Raw genomic sequence first — 15,813 nt, 5'->3', positions numbered from 1 at the left:
ATTGTCTCCAGCGGCGGAACATCAGGCCGGGGTGTTTGAAAGTCTGAAAATCATACGCGCGCCGGAAACGGAATCCCAATGTGATCGTGCACGACTGTGTCTGTAGGCGGTGAACTGAAAGCACATTCACGCCGACGTGCGTATTCATGCCGAAGTACCACTATATTGTGCATCTCAGGATGGTGCGCCTTGTCCGTACTCTTCGTCGAACTCGGTGCGTGGATGATTGTGGCATCCGTGATCATGCTAGCGCGCAGGATCTCGCCTTTCCGGGCAAGGTGCGTACTCACTTGTTCGATCAGTTTCGACGTCAGCCCATGCCTTTCCAGCAAACGACGGAAGTTCCGGGTCGTGGAATTGTCTGGAATGGCATTCAGTTCGCCGATACGGGCGAACTGGCGCATCAGGCAAATCTCGTGCAACGCCTCTTCCATGCCCGAATCGCTCAGTGCGTACCACTGTAGTAGTGGATGGATGCGCAGCATCGTATCCAGCACCTAAGGTGAACAGCCAGAACGTCTCGATCGCGAGTAGTATGGCTCGATCTACGCCGTTAGCGCCTTTCAAGGTACCAGCTACACTATCGCGGCTAGCAATATCTCGCACCGGGTCTGCTTTCGCTTGCATAGGCCCTGTGCAACGCCAAATGTCAGTTGCATGGTTCGCTCCACTGCCCAGAACCAATAGTGTCGTTCAGCCCGACAGCCCAAGGTTTGCACTGCAGCAAAATGTGAGGTGAGGTGGAACATGGATACAGCGCTTGTCCAAAGGGCCGCGCACCGGGCCGCCGCCGGGGCAAGGGAGGGTGGAATCCATTTCGGATGAATGATCTATTCCTCTCTAGTAGCCTCGAAGCTTTCGCTCAAGTGATCGATTAATGCGCGTACCGAGGGCAGAAGACCGCGCCTGGAAGGGAAGATCACGTGGATGATTCCAGGCTTTGGGGTCCAGTCCGTCAGGATGGGAATCAAGTCTCCACGCTTCAACTCGTCAGCAAGCATCATCTTCGGTAGCATGACGATTCCCACTCCAGATAAGGCTGACGTTTTCAGCGAGATCATGTCGTCAGTCACCATTCGCGGAACGTGGTGAACAGACGCAATCGCGCCATCTGGCCCGTACAACTCCCATACATGGGAGCTGTCGCGACTGGCTAGGTCGACGGTAGGGATACGCGCTACATCAGCTGGGACGTCGGGGACACCGTGCCTCGCGATCAGAGAAGGACTTGCGGCCAAGCACCACGTGCGCTTCGATAGCACGCGCACGACAAGATCGCTGTCCTCCAGCGGGGGTGGGCGCACACGAATGGCTAGGTCTATACCTTCGCCGACAACATCCACGCGTCGATTGGTTGCGTCCAGCGAGATTTCCACTTTGGGGTTCCTTGCCAGGAAATCTGCAAGCATGGGTCCAACGCTCGAGTGCAGCAATGCCACAGGACATGCGATACGTACGATGCCTCTAGGCTCTGAACGCGTCAGTTCGATAGCTTCTTCCGCCGCGGCAGCCTCCACAAGCATGGCCTTGCAATGCCGGAAATAGTCTTGACCTGTCTCGGTCGTGGAGAAGCGGCGTGTTGAACGCTGAATCAGGCGGACGCCAAGGCGCTCTTCCAATAGCGCGATCCGGCGGCTCAGCTTTGACTTCGGAACTCCAAGCGCTCGACCGGCCTGGGAGAATCCGCCGTATTCCACCACCCATGCGAAGTACAGCAGGTCATTGAGGTCCACCGCTCGCCCCGGCATCTTCATCATCATCTATTCCTTTGCCTCAAAATTCTCGACCAGGTGATCGACCAATGCCCTCACAGACGGAAGCATGTGCCTTCTGGATGGCAGTATCGCGTGGACAATATGCTCTGGGCATGTCCAGTCTTCTAGAACACGACAAAGTGCACCTGTCTTTAGGTCGGAATTGACCATTGAAAGGGGGAGGATCGCCAGCCCTGATCCGCCGTGCACCGCTGCCAGAATGGTTTCAATGTCATCGCTGCAAAGTCTTGGATGGTGGCGAACACGCGTATTGCTTCCATCGTGTTGGGAGAATCGCCACTCATGGACTCCCGGCATGCTTGTCAATTCAAGCGTTGGGAGTGCAGATATGTCTGCCGGTACTGCCGGACGATCATGCTGGTCCAGCAACATGGGGGCCGCCACAAGGACCTGCTCGCGCTTGGCGAGTACGCGATGAACAAGCTCTGAGTCGGCTAGCTGACCGCTGCTTTCGCGTATTGCAACGTCAAAGCCCTCACTGATGACATCCACCGGTCGGTTGTACGCCTTCAGGTACACATTGACTCGAGGGTAGATGGCCATGTACTCGGCCACGAGTTTGCTGACTCCTCCGGACAGGAGTTCGGTCGTACAGGTAAGGCGCAGGTTTCCGCATGGCTCGGTCTGATTCACCTCAATCAAAGCCCGTGCTGCGGCGGCCTCTTCCAGCATCGCCTTACAGCGGCCGAAGAATGCCTGGCCCAACTCGGTGATGGAAAAATGGCGCGTCGACCTTTGGATGAGGCGCACCCCCAATTGCTCTTCAAGAAGGGCGACTCGTCGGCTCAGCTTTGATTTGGGTATGCCGATGGCGCGGCCCGCCTGAGCAAAGCCCCCATGCTCAATGACCATGGCGAAATAGAAGAGGTCGTTCAGATCTTGCATCGGCCGTTCCTCCTGGCTCGCGTGTACAAGGTGGCGGAGGCGCTGCTCGCTTGAATAGGCTCCGAGCACATCGTTCTCCGAATGGGACTCTGAGGGTAAAACTTGACGACTACCGCGTCTATCGTCTCGGGAATACCTTCTATGCAGCACAAGGGTCGGGCCACCGCCCGGGACGGAGTTCACGATGAAAGCAGTTGTCGGCGTCTACAGCGCCCCACGGCCTCACTGGGTTGGCGACGGGTTCCCCGCACGCTCCCTGTTCTCCTACAGCACCCACGGGAAGCACATGAGCCCGTTCCTGCTCTTGGACTATGCGGGGCCTTACCGTTTCGACCCCACTACGCAGCAGCGCGGCGTCGGTCAGCATCCTCATCGGGGCTTCGAGACCGTTACGATCGTTTACGAAGGTGAAGTCGCCCACCGTGACTCCACTGGCGCGGGCGGGACCATTGGCCCTGGTGATGTGCAGTGGATGACCGCCGCCTCCGGGATCCTCCACGAGGAGTACCACACCCCTGATTTTGCCCGCCGTGGTGGCACCCTCGACATGGTCCAGCTGTGGGTGAACCTGCCTGCCAAGGACAAGATGAGCGCACCGGGCTACCAGACTCTTCTGAACGAAGACATCCCGGTGCTCGATTTGCCTGAGGGCGGCGGCCGCGTTCGGGTCATCGCGGGCGAGTTCAATGGAGCCAGAGGCCCAGCCCACACACATTCCCCGATGAACGTATGGGATGTGCGGCTGCAGCACGGCCATAGCGCCACGTTGCCGGCACCGGAAGGGTGGACGCTTGCGGTTGTTGTTCTCAAGGGCAGCGTTCGCGTGAACGGCGGACAGAATATTGGCGAAGCCCAGATGGTGATGCTTGATCGCTCGGGTGAAGGAGTGTTCGTTGAAGCTGCCAGTGACGCCACGGTTCTGCTGCTCAGCGGTGAACCCATTGACGAGCCTGTCGTGGGCTATGGCCCGTTCGTGATGAACACCCAGGAGGAGATCTCCCAGGCGGTCAGCGACTTCAACAGTGGCCGTTTCGGCCAGATCACGCATTGAATGCTTCAACGCGGCGGCCTTTGGCCCGTCGCGTCTTTCGGGCCATCGCCCACCCTCCCAGGAGACTAATCATGAGTACCCCGGCCAACTTCAACGGTGCGCGTCCGGTGATCGACCCGGATAACGCCGCGATGCTGCTGATCGACCACCAAAGCGGTCTGTTCCAGACCATTGGGGACATGCCATTCACCAGCGTGCGTGCCCACGCCACCGCGTTGGCCAAGATGGCGACCTTGTCAAAGATCCCAGTAATCACCACTGCTTCGGTGCCGCAGGGCCCGAATGGCCCGCTGATTCCTGAGATTCACGAAGCAGCACCGCATGCAAAGTACGTGGCGCGTAAGGGCGAGATCAATGCTTGGGACAACCCCGAGTTCGTCGCGGCCGTCAAGGCGACCGGTCGCAAGCAACTGATCATCGCCGGAACGATCACCAGCGTATGCATGGCGTTCCCATCGATCTCCGCTGTGGCCGATGGCTATCAGGTGTTCGCGGTCGTTGATGCCTCAGGTACCTACTCGAAGATGGCAGAGGAAATCACTTTGGCACGCGTGACCCAGGCCGGCGTGGTACCGATGGATACCGCCGCAGTGGCTTCGGAGATCCAGCGTACCTGGCACCGAGATGATGCCCAGCAGTGGGCCGAGATCTACACCAAGATCTTCCCGAACTACCAGCTGCTGATCGAAAGCTACATGAAGGCGCAGGACGTTGAAAAGAATCACGAGCAGCTCGATTCGCAGCGAGGCTAATGCTTGCCGCAGACCTCGGGACTCTCCTTGGGGTCTGCTGCCAAATCGGAGATGACCATGAAAGCCACTAAAGACGACACACTGCTTACACCTGAGAATCACGCGCTACTTCTGATCGATCACCAGTACCTTCAGCTACTAGCACTGCGCTCCCATCCCAACGAGGCAGTGGTAAACAACGCAGTGTTTCTTGCCAAAGCGGCCAAGGTCTTCGATGTACCCACGCTGTTTACTACTGCTTTTGCCGAACGGCAGGCTCTATTCAAGGAACTCCAAGCGGTACATCCGGAACAAGTGCCGATCGACCGGACAGGCCTCAATTCCTGGGATGATTCCCGAGTGCGTCAATGGGTTAAGCAAACCGGCAAGCAGAAGCTGGTAATGGCTGGCCTCTGGACTGAAGTGTGCCTGAGCATGCCTGTCCTCTCTACTCTGGCGGCAGGTTACGAAGTCTACTTTGTCACGGACGCTTCTGGCGGCACTGAAGAAGGACACGAGCGAGGAGTTCAACGCATGATCCAAGCCGGAGCCCGCCCGCTCACCACGATTGCCTATGTCAGCGAGCTACAGCGGGATTGGAGCCGGCCGAGCGCCGAGGCGATTGCGGAGCTCTTTGCTGAGCACGGTGGTGGCTTCGGCCAGGGCTTGCGCTGGGAGTGGCAACTGTTGGGCCTCAAGGAGGGCACACGGTAGTCCCGTCGTTTGCTTACGTCCGGACTAAGTTGAATCCGCGAAGAACTACGAGCTCGCCGCACGGCGGAACTGAGTTTCGGCTAAAGGCGCCCCGGGGGCGGCTCTCCTTCCGTCCCCGCAATAGGTGACATCATGCACTGGGCCAATGCACTGCCATATTTGCAAGCCCCCCGAGTGGCGGCACATGCGTTCAAGCGGGGTGTTGCTATCGTTCCTTTTGCACAGACCATCAATCTGGCAATGGGGGAAGCATGAACGTGTCGCCGCCCCCCATTGGGTTAACGTGCGCCCTTTTCACGTTCGCCAGCGCTTCCACGGCCCTTGCACAGGAAGTCTCCATCTCGGCCCCTCCGCCCATAGATCCTTGGCGCTACTCGGAAGACTACCGCTATCTCGCAGATCCGGCCGATCGGACGGGAGCTTGGTGGGAGTTTGGAAAATGGATGCAGCTGGATGAGTCCTCGGCCCTGACGGTTGGCGCTGAGCTACGGGCACGCTATGAGCACTACGAGAGTAGCCAGTTCGGCGACGCGGAGATTCCAGACGAAGGCTATGAGCTCTACCGTCTTCTGCCCTACGCCGACTTGCACTTGGGCGAGCATGCGCGTGCTTTCACGCAGCTCAACCTGACCACGGCCAACCGCGACAGCCGTACGGTTGGCCCGGTCGACGACACTGGCTCCGAGGTTCTACAGGGGTTCATCGACTTGTCCTATCCCTCCTCTGAGGCTGGCGCCACTGTGCGTCTGGGCCGCCAGATCATGGCGTACGGCAGCGAGCGCCTGATCTCGGTCCGTTACGGACCGAATGTGATTCGCTCGTTTGATGGTGGCACGCTGAGCTGGCAAACCTCAGATTCCCGCACTGATGCCTTCTTCGTCAGGCCGGTGCGCAATGCGCTGGGTTCGTACAGCGATCACGGCGATCGAGACCGGCGGCTCTGGGGCATCTACGCCACGTTCCTGGATCCCGGGAAGAGCATAGGCACCGGCGTTGATGTGTATTACCTCGGACTCTCTGCAAACAACGCTCGTTACAACCAAGGAACTGGACGGGAAACCCGCAATACCGTGGGTACTCGCCTGTTCGGCAAGCGCTCGGGTTGGAGCTGGGATCTGGAAGGCTTCTACCAGTTTGGCAACTTCGCCGGCGCTCGCATTCAGGCTTGGTCGCTAGCCAGCGATGTCCGGTATACCTTCCGCGACGTCAAGCTGCAGCCACGCGTCGGTATGAAGGCCAACCTTATCAGCGGCGACCGCGATCCGAACAAACCCGAGCTGCAGACCTTCAACGTCCTGTTCCCGAAAGGGAAGTACTTTGGCGAGATTGGTCTGATTGGCCCGACCAATCTCATCAACTTGCATCCGTCGGTGACGCTTGATCTTGGCAGTGGTTGGTCACTGGGAACGGCGATGGTTTTTTACTGGCGCGAGAGCACCCGGGACGGTGTGTATGGCGTCTCCGGCAACTTGTTACGCGCCTCGGGCGAAAGCCGCGCCCGCTACATCGGAACGCAAGGTGATGTCGTGCTGGGTTGGGAGATCTCCCGTCAGCTGAGTTTTGAAGCCGCGTACTCCGTCTTCAAGCCTGGCGACTTCATTCGCGAAACGGGCAATGCAGAAACCGTTCACTTCGTTGGAATTGAGGCGCTCTGGCGCTACTGACGGGAAAGTGCCGCCCCAATTGTGGGGCTGCAACCACCTCTTGGGACCATCCGCATGAACAAGCAGACACTGGCACTCACCCTCGCTCTTGTCTCCGCGTTGGCAACAGCCGCCGCATCGGCCAAGCCAGTTACATACACCATAGATCCGACACACACTCAAGTGGACTTCCGTTGGAACCACCTCGGGTTGTCCAATCCGGCCGCGAGTGTGGACGTCGTGTCCGGTACGCTGATTTGGGATGGGGAAGATCCCACCATGTCGTCGGTCCAGGTATCCATGCCGGTCAGTAGTATTCGTACTCGTGTTCCGGTTCTGGATTCTGATTTCCAGAGCGAGAAATTCTTCAATGCAGCCCTGCATCCGATGATCACGTTCCGGAGTACGCGCCTCGAGCGCATCGGGATCAGCAGCTCGTTCCGTATTCATGGTGATCTGACACTACACGGCATTACGCGTCCAGTCGTCCTCGATGCAACTCTGAACGGTGAAGCCCAGCATCCCATGTTCAAGGCGCCAGCCATTGGCTTTGACGCAACCGCCACGATCAGACGTTCCGACTACGGGCTATCTGTGGCGTTGCCGATGGTCAGCGATGAGGTTGAGGTTCGCATCACTGTGGAGGCACTTGAGGCCAGGGCAGCTGCGAAGGCATCGCCCGCGCGTTGATGCGACCAAGGCGCACTCGTGCTGTGCGCCTATTCCTGTTCAAGCCAAGTCACGGAGTCGGCTGTGCGCCCCTTCCCCCTTCTGCTTTCACTCCTGCTTCTTTACCCAGGAACGTTACTTGCCCAAGACGCTGATGTTGTTCTTCGCAATGGCCTGCTTCTGACGCAGGATCCTAAGTCGCCGCGAGCCACCGCACTTGCCGTTCAAGGAGGGCGAATTCTGGCGGTCGGCAGTGATCGTCACATTGAAAAGCACATCGGTCCGAGCACGAGGGTCATCGACCTGCAGCAGCACACCGTTGTGCCTGGATTGATCGATACCCACGCACATGCAATCCGGGGTGGCCAGACATACACGTTCGAGACTTACTGGCACGACGAAACAAGCCTGGCCGCAGCATTGTCGAAGCTGGAGCGTGATGCCTTGGCCCGTCCCGCGGGACAGTGGGTGGCCGTCGTCGGTTCATGGCATCCCGAGCAGTTTGACGAAGATCGTGCCCCGACTCGCGCTGATCTGGATCAGGCCGTTCCGAATCACCCTGCGTATGTGCAGTATCTGTACGACTACGCAATGGTGAATAGTGCGGGTGTCGCCGCGCTTGGCCTGGATACGCCAGATGTGCAGTTGCCAATGGGAGTTACAGTCGAGCGAGATGCCAGCGGTCACGCCACAGGTCGCCTGCTCGGTGGTATCGCCCCCTTCAACGCGCTGTTCGCACGACTCAGCCAAGGTGCCGACCACTATCAGAGTCTCAGAGCATTCTTCGCCGATCTGAATTCGCGCGGTGTGACAGGGTTTATTGACCCGTCTGCTGGCCCTTCCGAGGCTTATGAACCTCTGTTCCTGATGCGTGATCGTGGGGAGTTGACCCTCAGGGCCGGCTATCGAATTTCTGCCGCTACCAATGGCGGTGAGGCGGATTGGTTCAGGCATGTCATGGCCTATCGACCACCCCAGCATGACGACGGAAAGATTGCGTTCCTGGGCTTGGGCGAGAACCTGGTTACTGCCATGAACGACGGGGTACTGATGGCGCCAGGCTTCAATCCTTCCTCCGAAGCACGTGATGAGCTGATCAAGGTTGCGAGGTTCGCCGCGGAGAAACGGATCCCTCTGGAGATCCATGCCTACACCGACGATGCCGCAAGCGCGATCCTAGACGCGTTTGAGGTGGTTGCCCGTGAACATGACCTTCGACCACTACGCTGGTCTATTGCTCACCTCAATACAGGTTCCAAGCACACGTTGCAGCGTATGGCGCGCCTGGGCCTGGCATACAGCGTGCAGATGGGGCCCTATTTTGAGACAACCGCCATCCACAGAGCCAACTCGGCCGATGTTGCAGCATCTGCAGCACCCGTCAATGCGGCCCTGGAACTAGGTATTCCGGTGGCTGGTGGAACCGACTCCACGCGCATCGGCGTATCAGGTGTGTGGCATGCCATCCAGTTCCACGTTGATGGTCAGCCACTGGCAGGTGTACGTCGGCAGGACGATAACCTGATCAGCCGTGGCGCTGCGTTGCGCATGTACACACGCACAGCCGCATGGCTCTCCTTCGCAGAGAACGATCGCGGCTCGTTGGCACCAGGAAAGCAGGCGGACTTTGCCGTTCTGGATCAGCCCTATCTCACGATGCCAGCCAAGAAGATTCACACGATCAGGTCGCTGCTGACGTTCGTGGATGGGCATGTGGTTCATGACACTGGGGTTCTGACAGTCCAGTAGGACCCGTGAAGACCGCCTTTTGTTAACTGAACGTCGGTACCAGTCAGTAGCAAGCCCACAGCCGCCTAACCGTTCACGCCATAGGACGGTCAGGTCATTTTTTGGGGTCTACACGACTCTCTTCCCCATCACTAACGTTGACCCCGAAGTGTTTTCAGCCAGACAGGTGTCCCATGAATGAACTCAATGTGCTGGTCGTACTCCGTGCCAAGCCCGGCCGCGAAGACCGCCTGCGCGGCAACCTGGTGGGCTTGGTCGAGCCGTCGCGGGCAGAGGCAGGAAATCTTCGTTACGACCTCTACCAAGACGCCGACGACAAGGGCCGATTCGTCTTCATTGAGCGGTGGGCAAGTCCTGAACACCAGCAGCATCACCACAACAAAGGGCCGCACATTCAATCCTTCCATGACGACGGCGATGAAGACATCGAGTCGCGAGACATTGTCATGACGCTTGAGCGTTTGGCCTGAACTTTGCCGCCCTTCACAGGGCATCCACTGCGGCACATCGCCGCCAATCCCCCCGGAGACATGACATGTCCAGTGAACCGATCCGTGATCCCAAGAAAGACGATCTCCTGACGCCGCAGAACTCCGCCTTCGTCATCATCGATTACCAACCCGTGCAGGTGAACTCCATTGCCTCGATGGACCGCCAGTTGCTGGTCAACAATATCGTCGGCGCTTCCAAGGCGGCCGTGGCCTATGGCCTTCCGATCGTGCACTCGACCGTGAACGTGAAGACTGGCCTGAACAAGCCGCCGATTCCGCAGCTGCGCAAGGTCTTGGCCGACTACCCGACCTACGACCGCACCAGCATCAACTCCTGGGAAGACATCGAGTTTCGCAAGGCCGTCGAAGAAACTGGCCGCAAAAAGCTGATCATGACCGCGCTGTGGACTGAGGCCTGCCTGACTTTCCCCGCGCTGGACGCACTGCGGGAAGGTTACGAGGTCTATGTGGTCGTTGATGCGGTCGGCGGCACCTCCGTCGCTGCCCATGAAGCCGCGCTGCGTCGCATCGAGCAGGCTGGCGGCAAGATGATCAGCGTACCGCAGCTGTTCTGTGAGTTGCAGCGCGACTGGCAGCGCAAGGAAACCGTGCCGGACTTCATCAAGCTCTTCATCGAGACTGGTGGTACGGCAGGCATCCAGTTCTCCTACGATCAGTCCGAGTAAGTCGTACCCACGGGGACGGGACATTCGTCCCGTCTCCCTATTTCCGAGCAGCGCACTATGTCCGCATCTACTGCGCCACTCACCCCTGCGCTCATGACGACCCACCTGGCCACGTGGTGGCAGGAAGATCGGCCACGCCTTCTGCACGCCACGAAGACATGCTTTGCCTTGGTGCTGGCGCTTTGGGTGTGCATGCGTCTGAATCTGGCTCCCCCACGCACAGCCACCGTCTCGGTGGTCATTCTGATGATGCATCAGCACGTCGGGATGGTGATCGCACGCGGTGTCTATCGTGCGATCGGCATGCTGATAGGCTGCCTGGCGGGGCTGGTATTGATTGGCGCCTTTGCGCAGCAGCCGCTGGTCTTCTTCGTTGCCCTCGCAGCCTGGCTAGCGGTTTGCGTGTATGGGGCAGCGTACTATCGCAACTATCAGTCCTACGGCTTTGTGCTGACGGGTTATGCGACGGCTATCGTGGCCATTCCTGCCTGGAGTGCTCCGTACGCGGTCTTTGACAACGTAGTACATACGGCGAGCGAAGTCGTTATCGGTGTCGTGGCCGCAGCGCTGGTCAGCGCTCTGTTGTTCCCACTGCATGTCAAGGAGGCCCTGTTTGCTTTGGGGCACCGGCATGCCAGTACATTCATCGGCTTCATTCGGGACTCCCTACGCTGGCAGATCAAGGACGCCCAGCCACGGGCGAGTCGGCTGCATCTGCAGTTACTGGGAGAGCGAGCGCAGATCGAGCAGCTGCGCAGTGCGGCGATCTTCGAGGACCCAGCCCTCCGACTTGGTGCGCCATTGATGGCCAGCCTCAACCACGACTTTCTGGACACAGCCGCCGGCTTCCACATGATGCGGCAGATTCGCGCCAGGGCCGAGCGAGGGAACGCGGAACGAGCACTTGCGGCTATCGACGCGCTTTTTGATGAGGTGTACGAGCTGCTTCCGGAAGCCAGCGACGACGGCCGGATCCCACTGGATGAAGTGCGCGCCCTGCAGCTGCGGCTGGACGCATTGGTGACCTCCTTGCCGACAAGCATCGCGCGGCTGCGGAGCATACACGTCAACGATACAAACACTGAGGATTTCTTTGCGGCCGCGGCAGCGGCGCTGTACTTCGCCGTAGGTGATCTGCGTGCCTACCTGCGCAGTTTCATCGCCATCCGTGACCGTCCTGCACATCCGGATCGCACCAATCCTCCCCGCAGAACCCGCATCCTCAGCACCGCCAATGCCATGGCTGCGAGCGCGGCTGGGTTGCGTGCGGCCATTAGCGTCTTGCTGGTCGCAGGGCTATGGGTGGCTTCGGGCTGGTCCGGAGGCGGTAGTGCAGTGATTGCAGCGGCTATCACCAGCGCGCTGTTTGCCGTGCTGCCATTTCCTTCCAAGGCGAGCAAGAACATCTTCCTGGGATGTCTGGCCGGCTGGCTGGCTGCGTTCGTCTTCGATGCATTCGTGTTGCCGAGTTTAGACGGGTTCGCCCAGCTTGCGGTGGCCATCGCGCCGGTGATTTTCATCGGCAGCTATCTAGGCACCTTCCCGAAGTTGGCTGTCTTTGGTCTTGGCTTCAACATCTATTTCTGCTTCATCAGCAATATCAACAATCCGCATCAGTACGACCCGATGGGCTTGCTTGACACCGGTTTTGCGATGCTGATCGGCATCGGTGTGGCTAGCCTATCGTTCTCCATTCTCGTGCCTTACGCCGGGGAATGGGTCACCGCGCGCTATCTCACCCAGATCCGGGCGCTGGTTGCACGCACGGCCACCCGAGCGCCAGTCACCCCGACGCTTCTGCTGCACTTCGAGAGCAGCATGCGTGACTTCATCCTGCAGGCGATGGGTCGCCCGGAAGAGGGACGAATTGGCAGAAAGCAGTTGCTTGGCTGGGCCTTCGCTTCAATGGAGGTTGGACGGGCCATCATTCAGATCAGGGAAACCAGCCGGAGGCTCGCAGCTCAGTTACCTCCGCTTTGGCCTGCGGCACGCCGGAACTGGGCCAGTGCTCTGGCCGACCTGTTTGAGCACCCCGGCCCTGCCAACCATGAAAGGGCACTCGCTGCTACGCACGAGGCCCTCCAGGCCTTGCCACGGGTGAGCCATTTCAGTGAAGAGCCACTGGTGCTGGCTACGTTCCGCATCCGTGCCTTGCTTCGATCAGTCGAACTGACCCTGACCGACGAAGAACTGCCGATCCATTCCAGTTTCACGCCAACCACGTTCGGAGAACCTCATGCCGCGTGAGATCGGATTCCTCGGAATGTTGGTCCCTGGCCTGTTGCCGATCCTGCTGGCCTGTGCGGTGCTGTTCGTCGGCCTGGACCTGATGTTGTCTCGCACAGGACTGTACCGCCATGTCTGGCATCCCTCGCTGTTCCGTGCATCCCTGTTTCTGGCGCTGTTTTCCGCTGCCGGATTGACTCTTGGACGATAGAACCACCGCCTACGTTGCCGCTATGACCACTCATTCTTGGATCCGCTTTGCCCTGACGGCCCTTCTGCTGGCTATCGCCCTATTGCTCGCCCATTGGCTCTGGGAGGATTACATGCACGCGCCGTGGACTCGGGACGGACGCGTACGTGCCGATGTGGTGCAAGTAGCCGCCGATGTGTCCGGCATCGTGGTCGAAGTGCACGTCCATGACAACCAGGTTGTGAAGAAGGGGCAGCTCTTGTATGTGATCGACCCGGCACGCTTCCAGGATGCGCTAGCTAAAGCTGAAGCAGACGTGGCACAGGCGGCGGCTCAGCGGGGCCTGTCACGTGCCCAATCTGCGGAGCGCGCTTCGGAAAGCAGCATGAAGCAGGCACAGGCCCGACGTCGCGCTGCACTGGGTGAGCTGGTCATCTCGCGTGAAGCCATGGCCGATGCCTCAGCGGTCGCTGACCAGGCTCGCAGTAGCCATGCCGCGGCTCGCTCCGGAGTACACGCCGCCGAAGCGGCCTATGAAGCCGCGCTCGCAGCCCGGCAAGTCGCCGAACGCGATTTGGAGCGCTCCAAGGTAACTGCCCCGGTCGATGGCGTCGTCACCAACCTGACGCTGCGCACCGGCGACTATGGTCAGGCCGGCCAGTCGCGCATGGCCATCATCGCCAGCGGGTCGTATTGGGTATACGGCTACTTTGAGGAGACCCGTCTGCCCGGCATCCGGATTGGTGACTCGGCCGATGTCCGCCTGATGGCGGGAGGCAAGCACTTGACAGGGCGTGTGGAGAGCATCGCTACCGGCATCGAGGACCGCGACAACGCCGGTGGAGACGGCCAACTGCACAACGTCAATCCGGTGTTCACCTGGATTCGACTTGCCCAGCGCATTCCAGTACGCATCGCCCTGGATCCAGTACCCGCCGACGTGATGCTGGTATCCGGCATGACCTGCACGGTCACACTCACCCCCGCGTCGACCAAGCGTGCTGAAACAGAAGGTCTCTTGCAATGAACGATTCAACGACCCTCAATGACGTCCTCCTGCTGGTTGGACGGATGCTGCTGATCGTGCTGTTTGTGGCAAGTGGTATCGAGAAGCTTCTTCACTTCAAGACGGGTTTGGTTGAGGTCAATGCCAAGCGCATTCCGCTGCCGGCCCTCGCACTCACGGCAACCATCGTCCTGCAGTTGATCACGGGAGCCTGCATTGCGGCTGGCCATTACGTCATGTGGGCTGCGCTGGCGCTGGCGGTATTCACGCTGGCCACTGCAGTAGTCTTCTACCCGTATTGGTCCGCGCTACCTGTGGAGAAGGCAGCCATGAAGAATGGCTTCTTGGAGCACGTCAGCATCATTGGCGGGTGCCTGCTGCTGATCGCCGCCGGCCCGGGGAAACTGGTGCTGTAACCTGTAACCGGGGCGGTTCATGGCCCCGATGACGCAGCCCCGCGCAGAATTCGTACCATTTCGTCCACTGCCTGGTCCTGCTGATAGATGTAATGATCCGAGTCGATGACCAGAGTGGATGCTGCACCCGGCAACAGCGCACTATCGAGTGGAACCACGCCGTCGCCTGGCGGCCGCTTTCCAGCGAGGTGCCCCGCGATCGTATGGTAGGGAACGCCGGCATAAGGCATCAACGACTGCCCCACCCGGCGCACCGGCTGCGCCACTCTGAGTGTGGCGCTGCTGTTCAATCTGGACTGGAGGTAGCTGTCGCGGAACTCCTTAGCACACCGCGCTCAGCTGGATGATGGGCACCAAGGCGACAGCCTTCAGCTCAGGAGCACGTCTCCTGACCAAATGGTTCACGGAGAGGCCTGAAATAGGTGCCTCAGTCGGCGAAACATGCCTAAGACCACGACCGCGAAGCGGGGATGGTTCCCTAGGATGTCCGGCACGCTGCACACCGAACGGTGATGCAGCCCGGGGCCAGCGGCATCGTGTAGTTGGGACCGAGGGTGATATAGGTCACGAACGCTTAGGCGGCGAAGGCAAGGAGTGTATCGACGGTCATAGCGAAACTGGAACGCGGTCGAGCCTCGCGAGGATTAAGGAGGAGCGCAGGAGAAGATACGCCGCGCACACGGAGGCCATCGATCACGTCGCTGGTTAACTCATGGGGCGCCATGACAATGCGTGACGAATCCAGGTCGCTGTGCAACTCGCTGGTAATAGTCCCGTACCGCGTCCAGACGTGGGTGATCGAACGGCGTGGCGAACCAGCGATGGACAGACAAGCCAACCGCAATGTCTGCGAGACTGAACGTGGTGCCAGCGACATAAGAACCGGTCTCCATCAGCCGCCCTTCCAAAACAGACATGAAGCGAGCCCAAGCGTGCAACGATGTTTGGACCTGCGCTGCGTCAGCGTGCCCCGGGGATTGCCGGACCAAGGACATGAAGGCGTAGCTCCAGGAACGGTTCAAGTCCGATGCCTGCCAGTCCAGCCATTGGTCGACGCGCGCCCGGTCCTTAGCGACATACGGATAAAGCAAACCATCACCGTAGCGATTGGCAAGATAGCGAAGAATGCTGTTGGATTCCCACAGCACGAAGTCGTGGTCCAGCAGCACAGGCACCATCGCGTTAGGGTTGAGCGCGGTGAATGCCAGACCCGATGATGTTGGTGCCCACGTCGCGAGATCGTGGCCGCCGTCTTGCTGCTCGAAAGGCAGTCCAAGTTCAGCACATGCCCAAAGTACCTTGCGAACATTGATAGAGGAACGCCTACCAAGAATGGTGATCATGGACATTCTCGTGTTGAAAACATGCAATCCGCATCGGCCGGCGGAAGTGCCCCATTTCGAGGGGCGCGTTCAAGCTCCGCGGCGTACTGTAGGCAAGGTAGAACCTAGCCCGGAGCATGCGCGACGTGGGCCTCTTCTCGCCGTCCTCAGCTACGTGGTGTATCGCTACGCTAACGGAGTCGACGCTGGCCAAACGTGCGACGCTCCAACCGGACAGATGAGCCAAGGTCCGACCGCA

16 protein-coding genes are annotated in these 15,813 nt (G+C 59.4%); 12 read left to right on the top strand and 4 right to left on the bottom strand.

From position 1 onward, the window contains the following. Positions 1–50: 50 nt before the first annotated feature. The 3 genes from C9412_RS16125 to C9412_RS16115 all read right to left on the bottom strand — a co-directional run bounded on the left by C9412_RS16125 (position 51) and on the right by C9412_RS16115 (position 2,660). A complete protein-coding gene (locus C9412_RS16125; RefSeq protein WP_107232573.1) occupies positions 51–485 on the bottom strand; it encodes a transposase in 435 nt (144 codons plus the stop codon). 345 nt (positions 486–830) lie between these two features. After that, a complete protein-coding gene (locus tag C9412_RS16120) occupies positions 831–1,757 on the bottom strand; it encodes a LysR family transcriptional regulator (protein ID WP_107232673.1) in 927 nt (308 codons plus the stop codon). A 3-nt stretch (positions 1,758–1,760) separates the two neighbouring features. Continuing rightward, positions 1,761–2,660 (bottom strand): LysR substrate-binding domain-containing protein, encoded by a 900-nt coding sequence (locus tag C9412_RS16115; RefSeq protein WP_107232572.1) that lies wholly within the window; start codon positions 2,658–2,660, stop codon positions 1,761–1,763. A 184-nt stretch (positions 2,661–2,844) separates the two neighbouring features. Here C9412_RS16115 and C9412_RS16110 point away from each other — a divergent pair, with 184 nt between their 5' ends. From C9412_RS16110 to C9412_RS16055, 12 genes are all read left to right on the top strand, one after another. Then, a complete protein-coding gene (locus C9412_RS16110; protein ID WP_107232571.1) occupies positions 2,845–3,711 on the top strand; it encodes a pirin family protein in 867 nt (288 codons plus the stop codon). A 71-nt stretch (positions 3,712–3,782) separates the two neighbouring features. Next, positions 3,783–4,463: a hydrolase gene (locus tag C9412_RS16105; RefSeq protein WP_107232570.1), complete on the top strand. Its 681-nt coding sequence runs from the start codon at positions 3,783–3,785 to the stop codon at positions 4,461–4,463. A gap of 57 nt (positions 4,464–4,520) precedes the next feature. Further along, positions 4,521–5,156, top strand: a complete 636-nt coding sequence (locus C9412_RS16100; protein WP_219906189.1) for an isochorismatase family protein — start codon at positions 4,521–4,523, stop codon at positions 5,154–5,156. Between the two features lie 251 nt (positions 5,157–5,407). Continuing rightward, complete coding sequence (locus C9412_RS16095) at positions 5,408–6,820, top strand: alginate export family protein (protein WP_107232569.1); 1,413 nt, start codon at positions 5,408–5,410, stop codon at positions 6,818–6,820. Positions 6,821–6,874: 54 nt separating this feature from the next. Beyond that, on the top strand, positions 6,875–7,489 hold the full coding sequence (locus tag C9412_RS16090; RefSeq protein WP_107232568.1) for a YceI family protein: 615 nt from the start codon (positions 6,875–6,877) through the stop codon (positions 7,487–7,489). 63 nt (positions 7,490–7,552) lie between these two features. Further along, complete coding sequence (locus tag C9412_RS16085; protein ID WP_107232567.1) at positions 7,553–9,217, top strand: amidohydrolase; 1,665 nt, start codon at positions 7,553–7,555, stop codon at positions 9,215–9,217. 173 nt (positions 9,218–9,390) lie between these two features. Beyond that, positions 9,391–9,687, top strand: a complete 297-nt coding sequence (locus C9412_RS16080; protein WP_107232566.1) for a putative quinol monooxygenase — start codon at positions 9,391–9,393, stop codon at positions 9,685–9,687. A gap of 65 nt (positions 9,688–9,752) precedes the next feature. Further along, positions 9,753–10,394 (top strand): hydrolase, encoded by a 642-nt coding sequence (locus tag C9412_RS16075; protein ID WP_107232565.1) that lies wholly within the window; start codon positions 9,753–9,755, stop codon positions 10,392–10,394. Positions 10,395–10,487: 93 nt separating this feature from the next. Further along, positions 10,488–12,641 (top strand): FUSC family protein, encoded by a 2,154-nt coding sequence (locus tag C9412_RS16070; RefSeq protein ID WP_181358700.1) that lies wholly within the window; start codon positions 10,488–10,490, stop codon positions 12,639–12,641. Continuing rightward, on the top strand, positions 12,631–12,831 hold the full coding sequence (locus C9412_RS16065) for a DUF1656 domain-containing protein (protein ID WP_107232563.1): 201 nt from the start codon (positions 12,631–12,633) through the stop codon (positions 12,829–12,831). Before C9412_RS16070 ends, C9412_RS16065 begins: the two co-directional genes overlap by 11 nt. A 22-nt stretch (positions 12,832–12,853) precedes the next feature. Further along, positions 12,854–13,837, top strand: coding sequence for an HlyD family secretion protein (locus C9412_RS16060; RefSeq protein WP_107232671.1), 984 nt, complete (start codon positions 12,854–12,856; stop codon positions 13,835–13,837). Beyond that, positions 13,834–14,232, top strand: coding sequence for a DoxX family protein (locus C9412_RS16055; protein WP_107232562.1), 399 nt, complete (start codon positions 13,834–13,836; stop codon positions 14,230–14,232). Before C9412_RS16060 ends, C9412_RS16055 begins: the two co-directional genes overlap by 4 nt. Before the next feature lie 710 nt (positions 14,233–14,942). Here the strand turns inward: C9412_RS16055 and C9412_RS16050 are convergent. Next, positions 14,943–15,575 carry a glutathione S-transferase gene (locus C9412_RS16050; RefSeq protein ID WP_107232670.1) on the bottom strand — a complete coding sequence of 211 codons (633 nt, stop codon included), beginning with the start codon at positions 15,573–15,575 and terminating at the stop codon, positions 14,943–14,945. Between the last annotated feature and the right edge of the window lie 238 nt (positions 15,576–15,813).

Source organism: Stenotrophomonas sp. Nf1 (assembly GCF_003028475.1).
Classification (GTDB): Bacteria; Pseudomonadota; Gammaproteobacteria; order Xanthomonadales; family Xanthomonadaceae; genus Stenotrophomonas.
The sequence above is the reverse complement of the archived record's forward strand: the minus strand, read 5'-3'. Positions and strand labels throughout refer to the sequence as shown.

What these genes read in the sequence shown, in the direction of transcription:
- C9412_RS16125 (WP_107232573.1), bottom strand. Translation starts at nt 485, where the DNA reads ATGCTGCGCATCCATCCACTACTACAGTGGTACGCACTGAGCGATTCG.
- C9412_RS16120 (WP_107232673.1), bottom strand. Translation starts at nt 1,757, where the DNA reads ATGATGAAGATGCCGGGGCGAGCGGTGGACCTCAATGACCTGCTGTAC.
- C9412_RS16115 (WP_107232572.1), bottom strand. Translation starts at nt 2,660, where the DNA reads ATGCAAGATCTGAACGACCTCTTCTATTTCGCCATGGTCATTGAGCAT.
- C9412_RS16110 (WP_107232571.1), top strand. Translation starts at nt 2,845, where the DNA reads ATGAAAGCAGTTGTCGGCGTCTACAGCGCCCCACGGCCTCACTGGGTT.
- C9412_RS16105 (WP_107232570.1), top strand. Translation starts at nt 3,783, where the DNA reads ATGAGTACCCCGGCCAACTTCAACGGTGCGCGTCCGGTGATCGACCCG.
- C9412_RS16100 (WP_219906189.1), top strand. Translation starts at nt 4,521, where the DNA reads ATGAAAGCCACTAAAGACGACACACTGCTTACACCTGAGAATCACGCG.
- C9412_RS16095 (WP_107232569.1), top strand. Translation starts at nt 5,408, where the DNA reads ATGAACGTGTCGCCGCCCCCCATTGGGTTAACGTGCGCCCTTTTCACG.
- C9412_RS16090 (WP_107232568.1), top strand. Translation starts at nt 6,875, where the DNA reads ATGAACAAGCAGACACTGGCACTCACCCTCGCTCTTGTCTCCGCGTTG.
- C9412_RS16080 (WP_107232566.1), top strand. Translation starts at nt 9,391, where the DNA reads ATGAATGAACTCAATGTGCTGGTCGTACTCCGTGCCAAGCCCGGCCGC.
- C9412_RS16075 (WP_107232565.1), top strand. Translation starts at nt 9,753, where the DNA reads ATGTCCAGTGAACCGATCCGTGATCCCAAGAAAGACGATCTCCTGACG.
- C9412_RS16070 (WP_181358700.1), top strand. Translation starts at nt 10,488, where the DNA reads ATGACGACCCACCTGGCCACGTGGTGGCAGGAAGATCGGCCACGCCTT.
- C9412_RS16065 (WP_107232563.1), top strand. Translation starts at nt 12,631, where the DNA reads ATGCCGCGTGAGATCGGATTCCTCGGAATGTTGGTCCCTGGCCTGTTG.
- C9412_RS16060 (WP_107232671.1), top strand. Translation starts at nt 12,854, where the DNA reads ATGACCACTCATTCTTGGATCCGCTTTGCCCTGACGGCCCTTCTGCTG.
- C9412_RS16055 (WP_107232562.1), top strand. Translation starts at nt 13,834, where the DNA reads ATGAACGATTCAACGACCCTCAATGACGTCCTCCTGCTGGTTGGACGG.
- C9412_RS16050 (WP_107232670.1), bottom strand. Translation starts at nt 15,575, where the DNA reads ATGATCACCATTCTTGGTAGGCGTTCCTCTATCAATGTTCGCAAGGTA.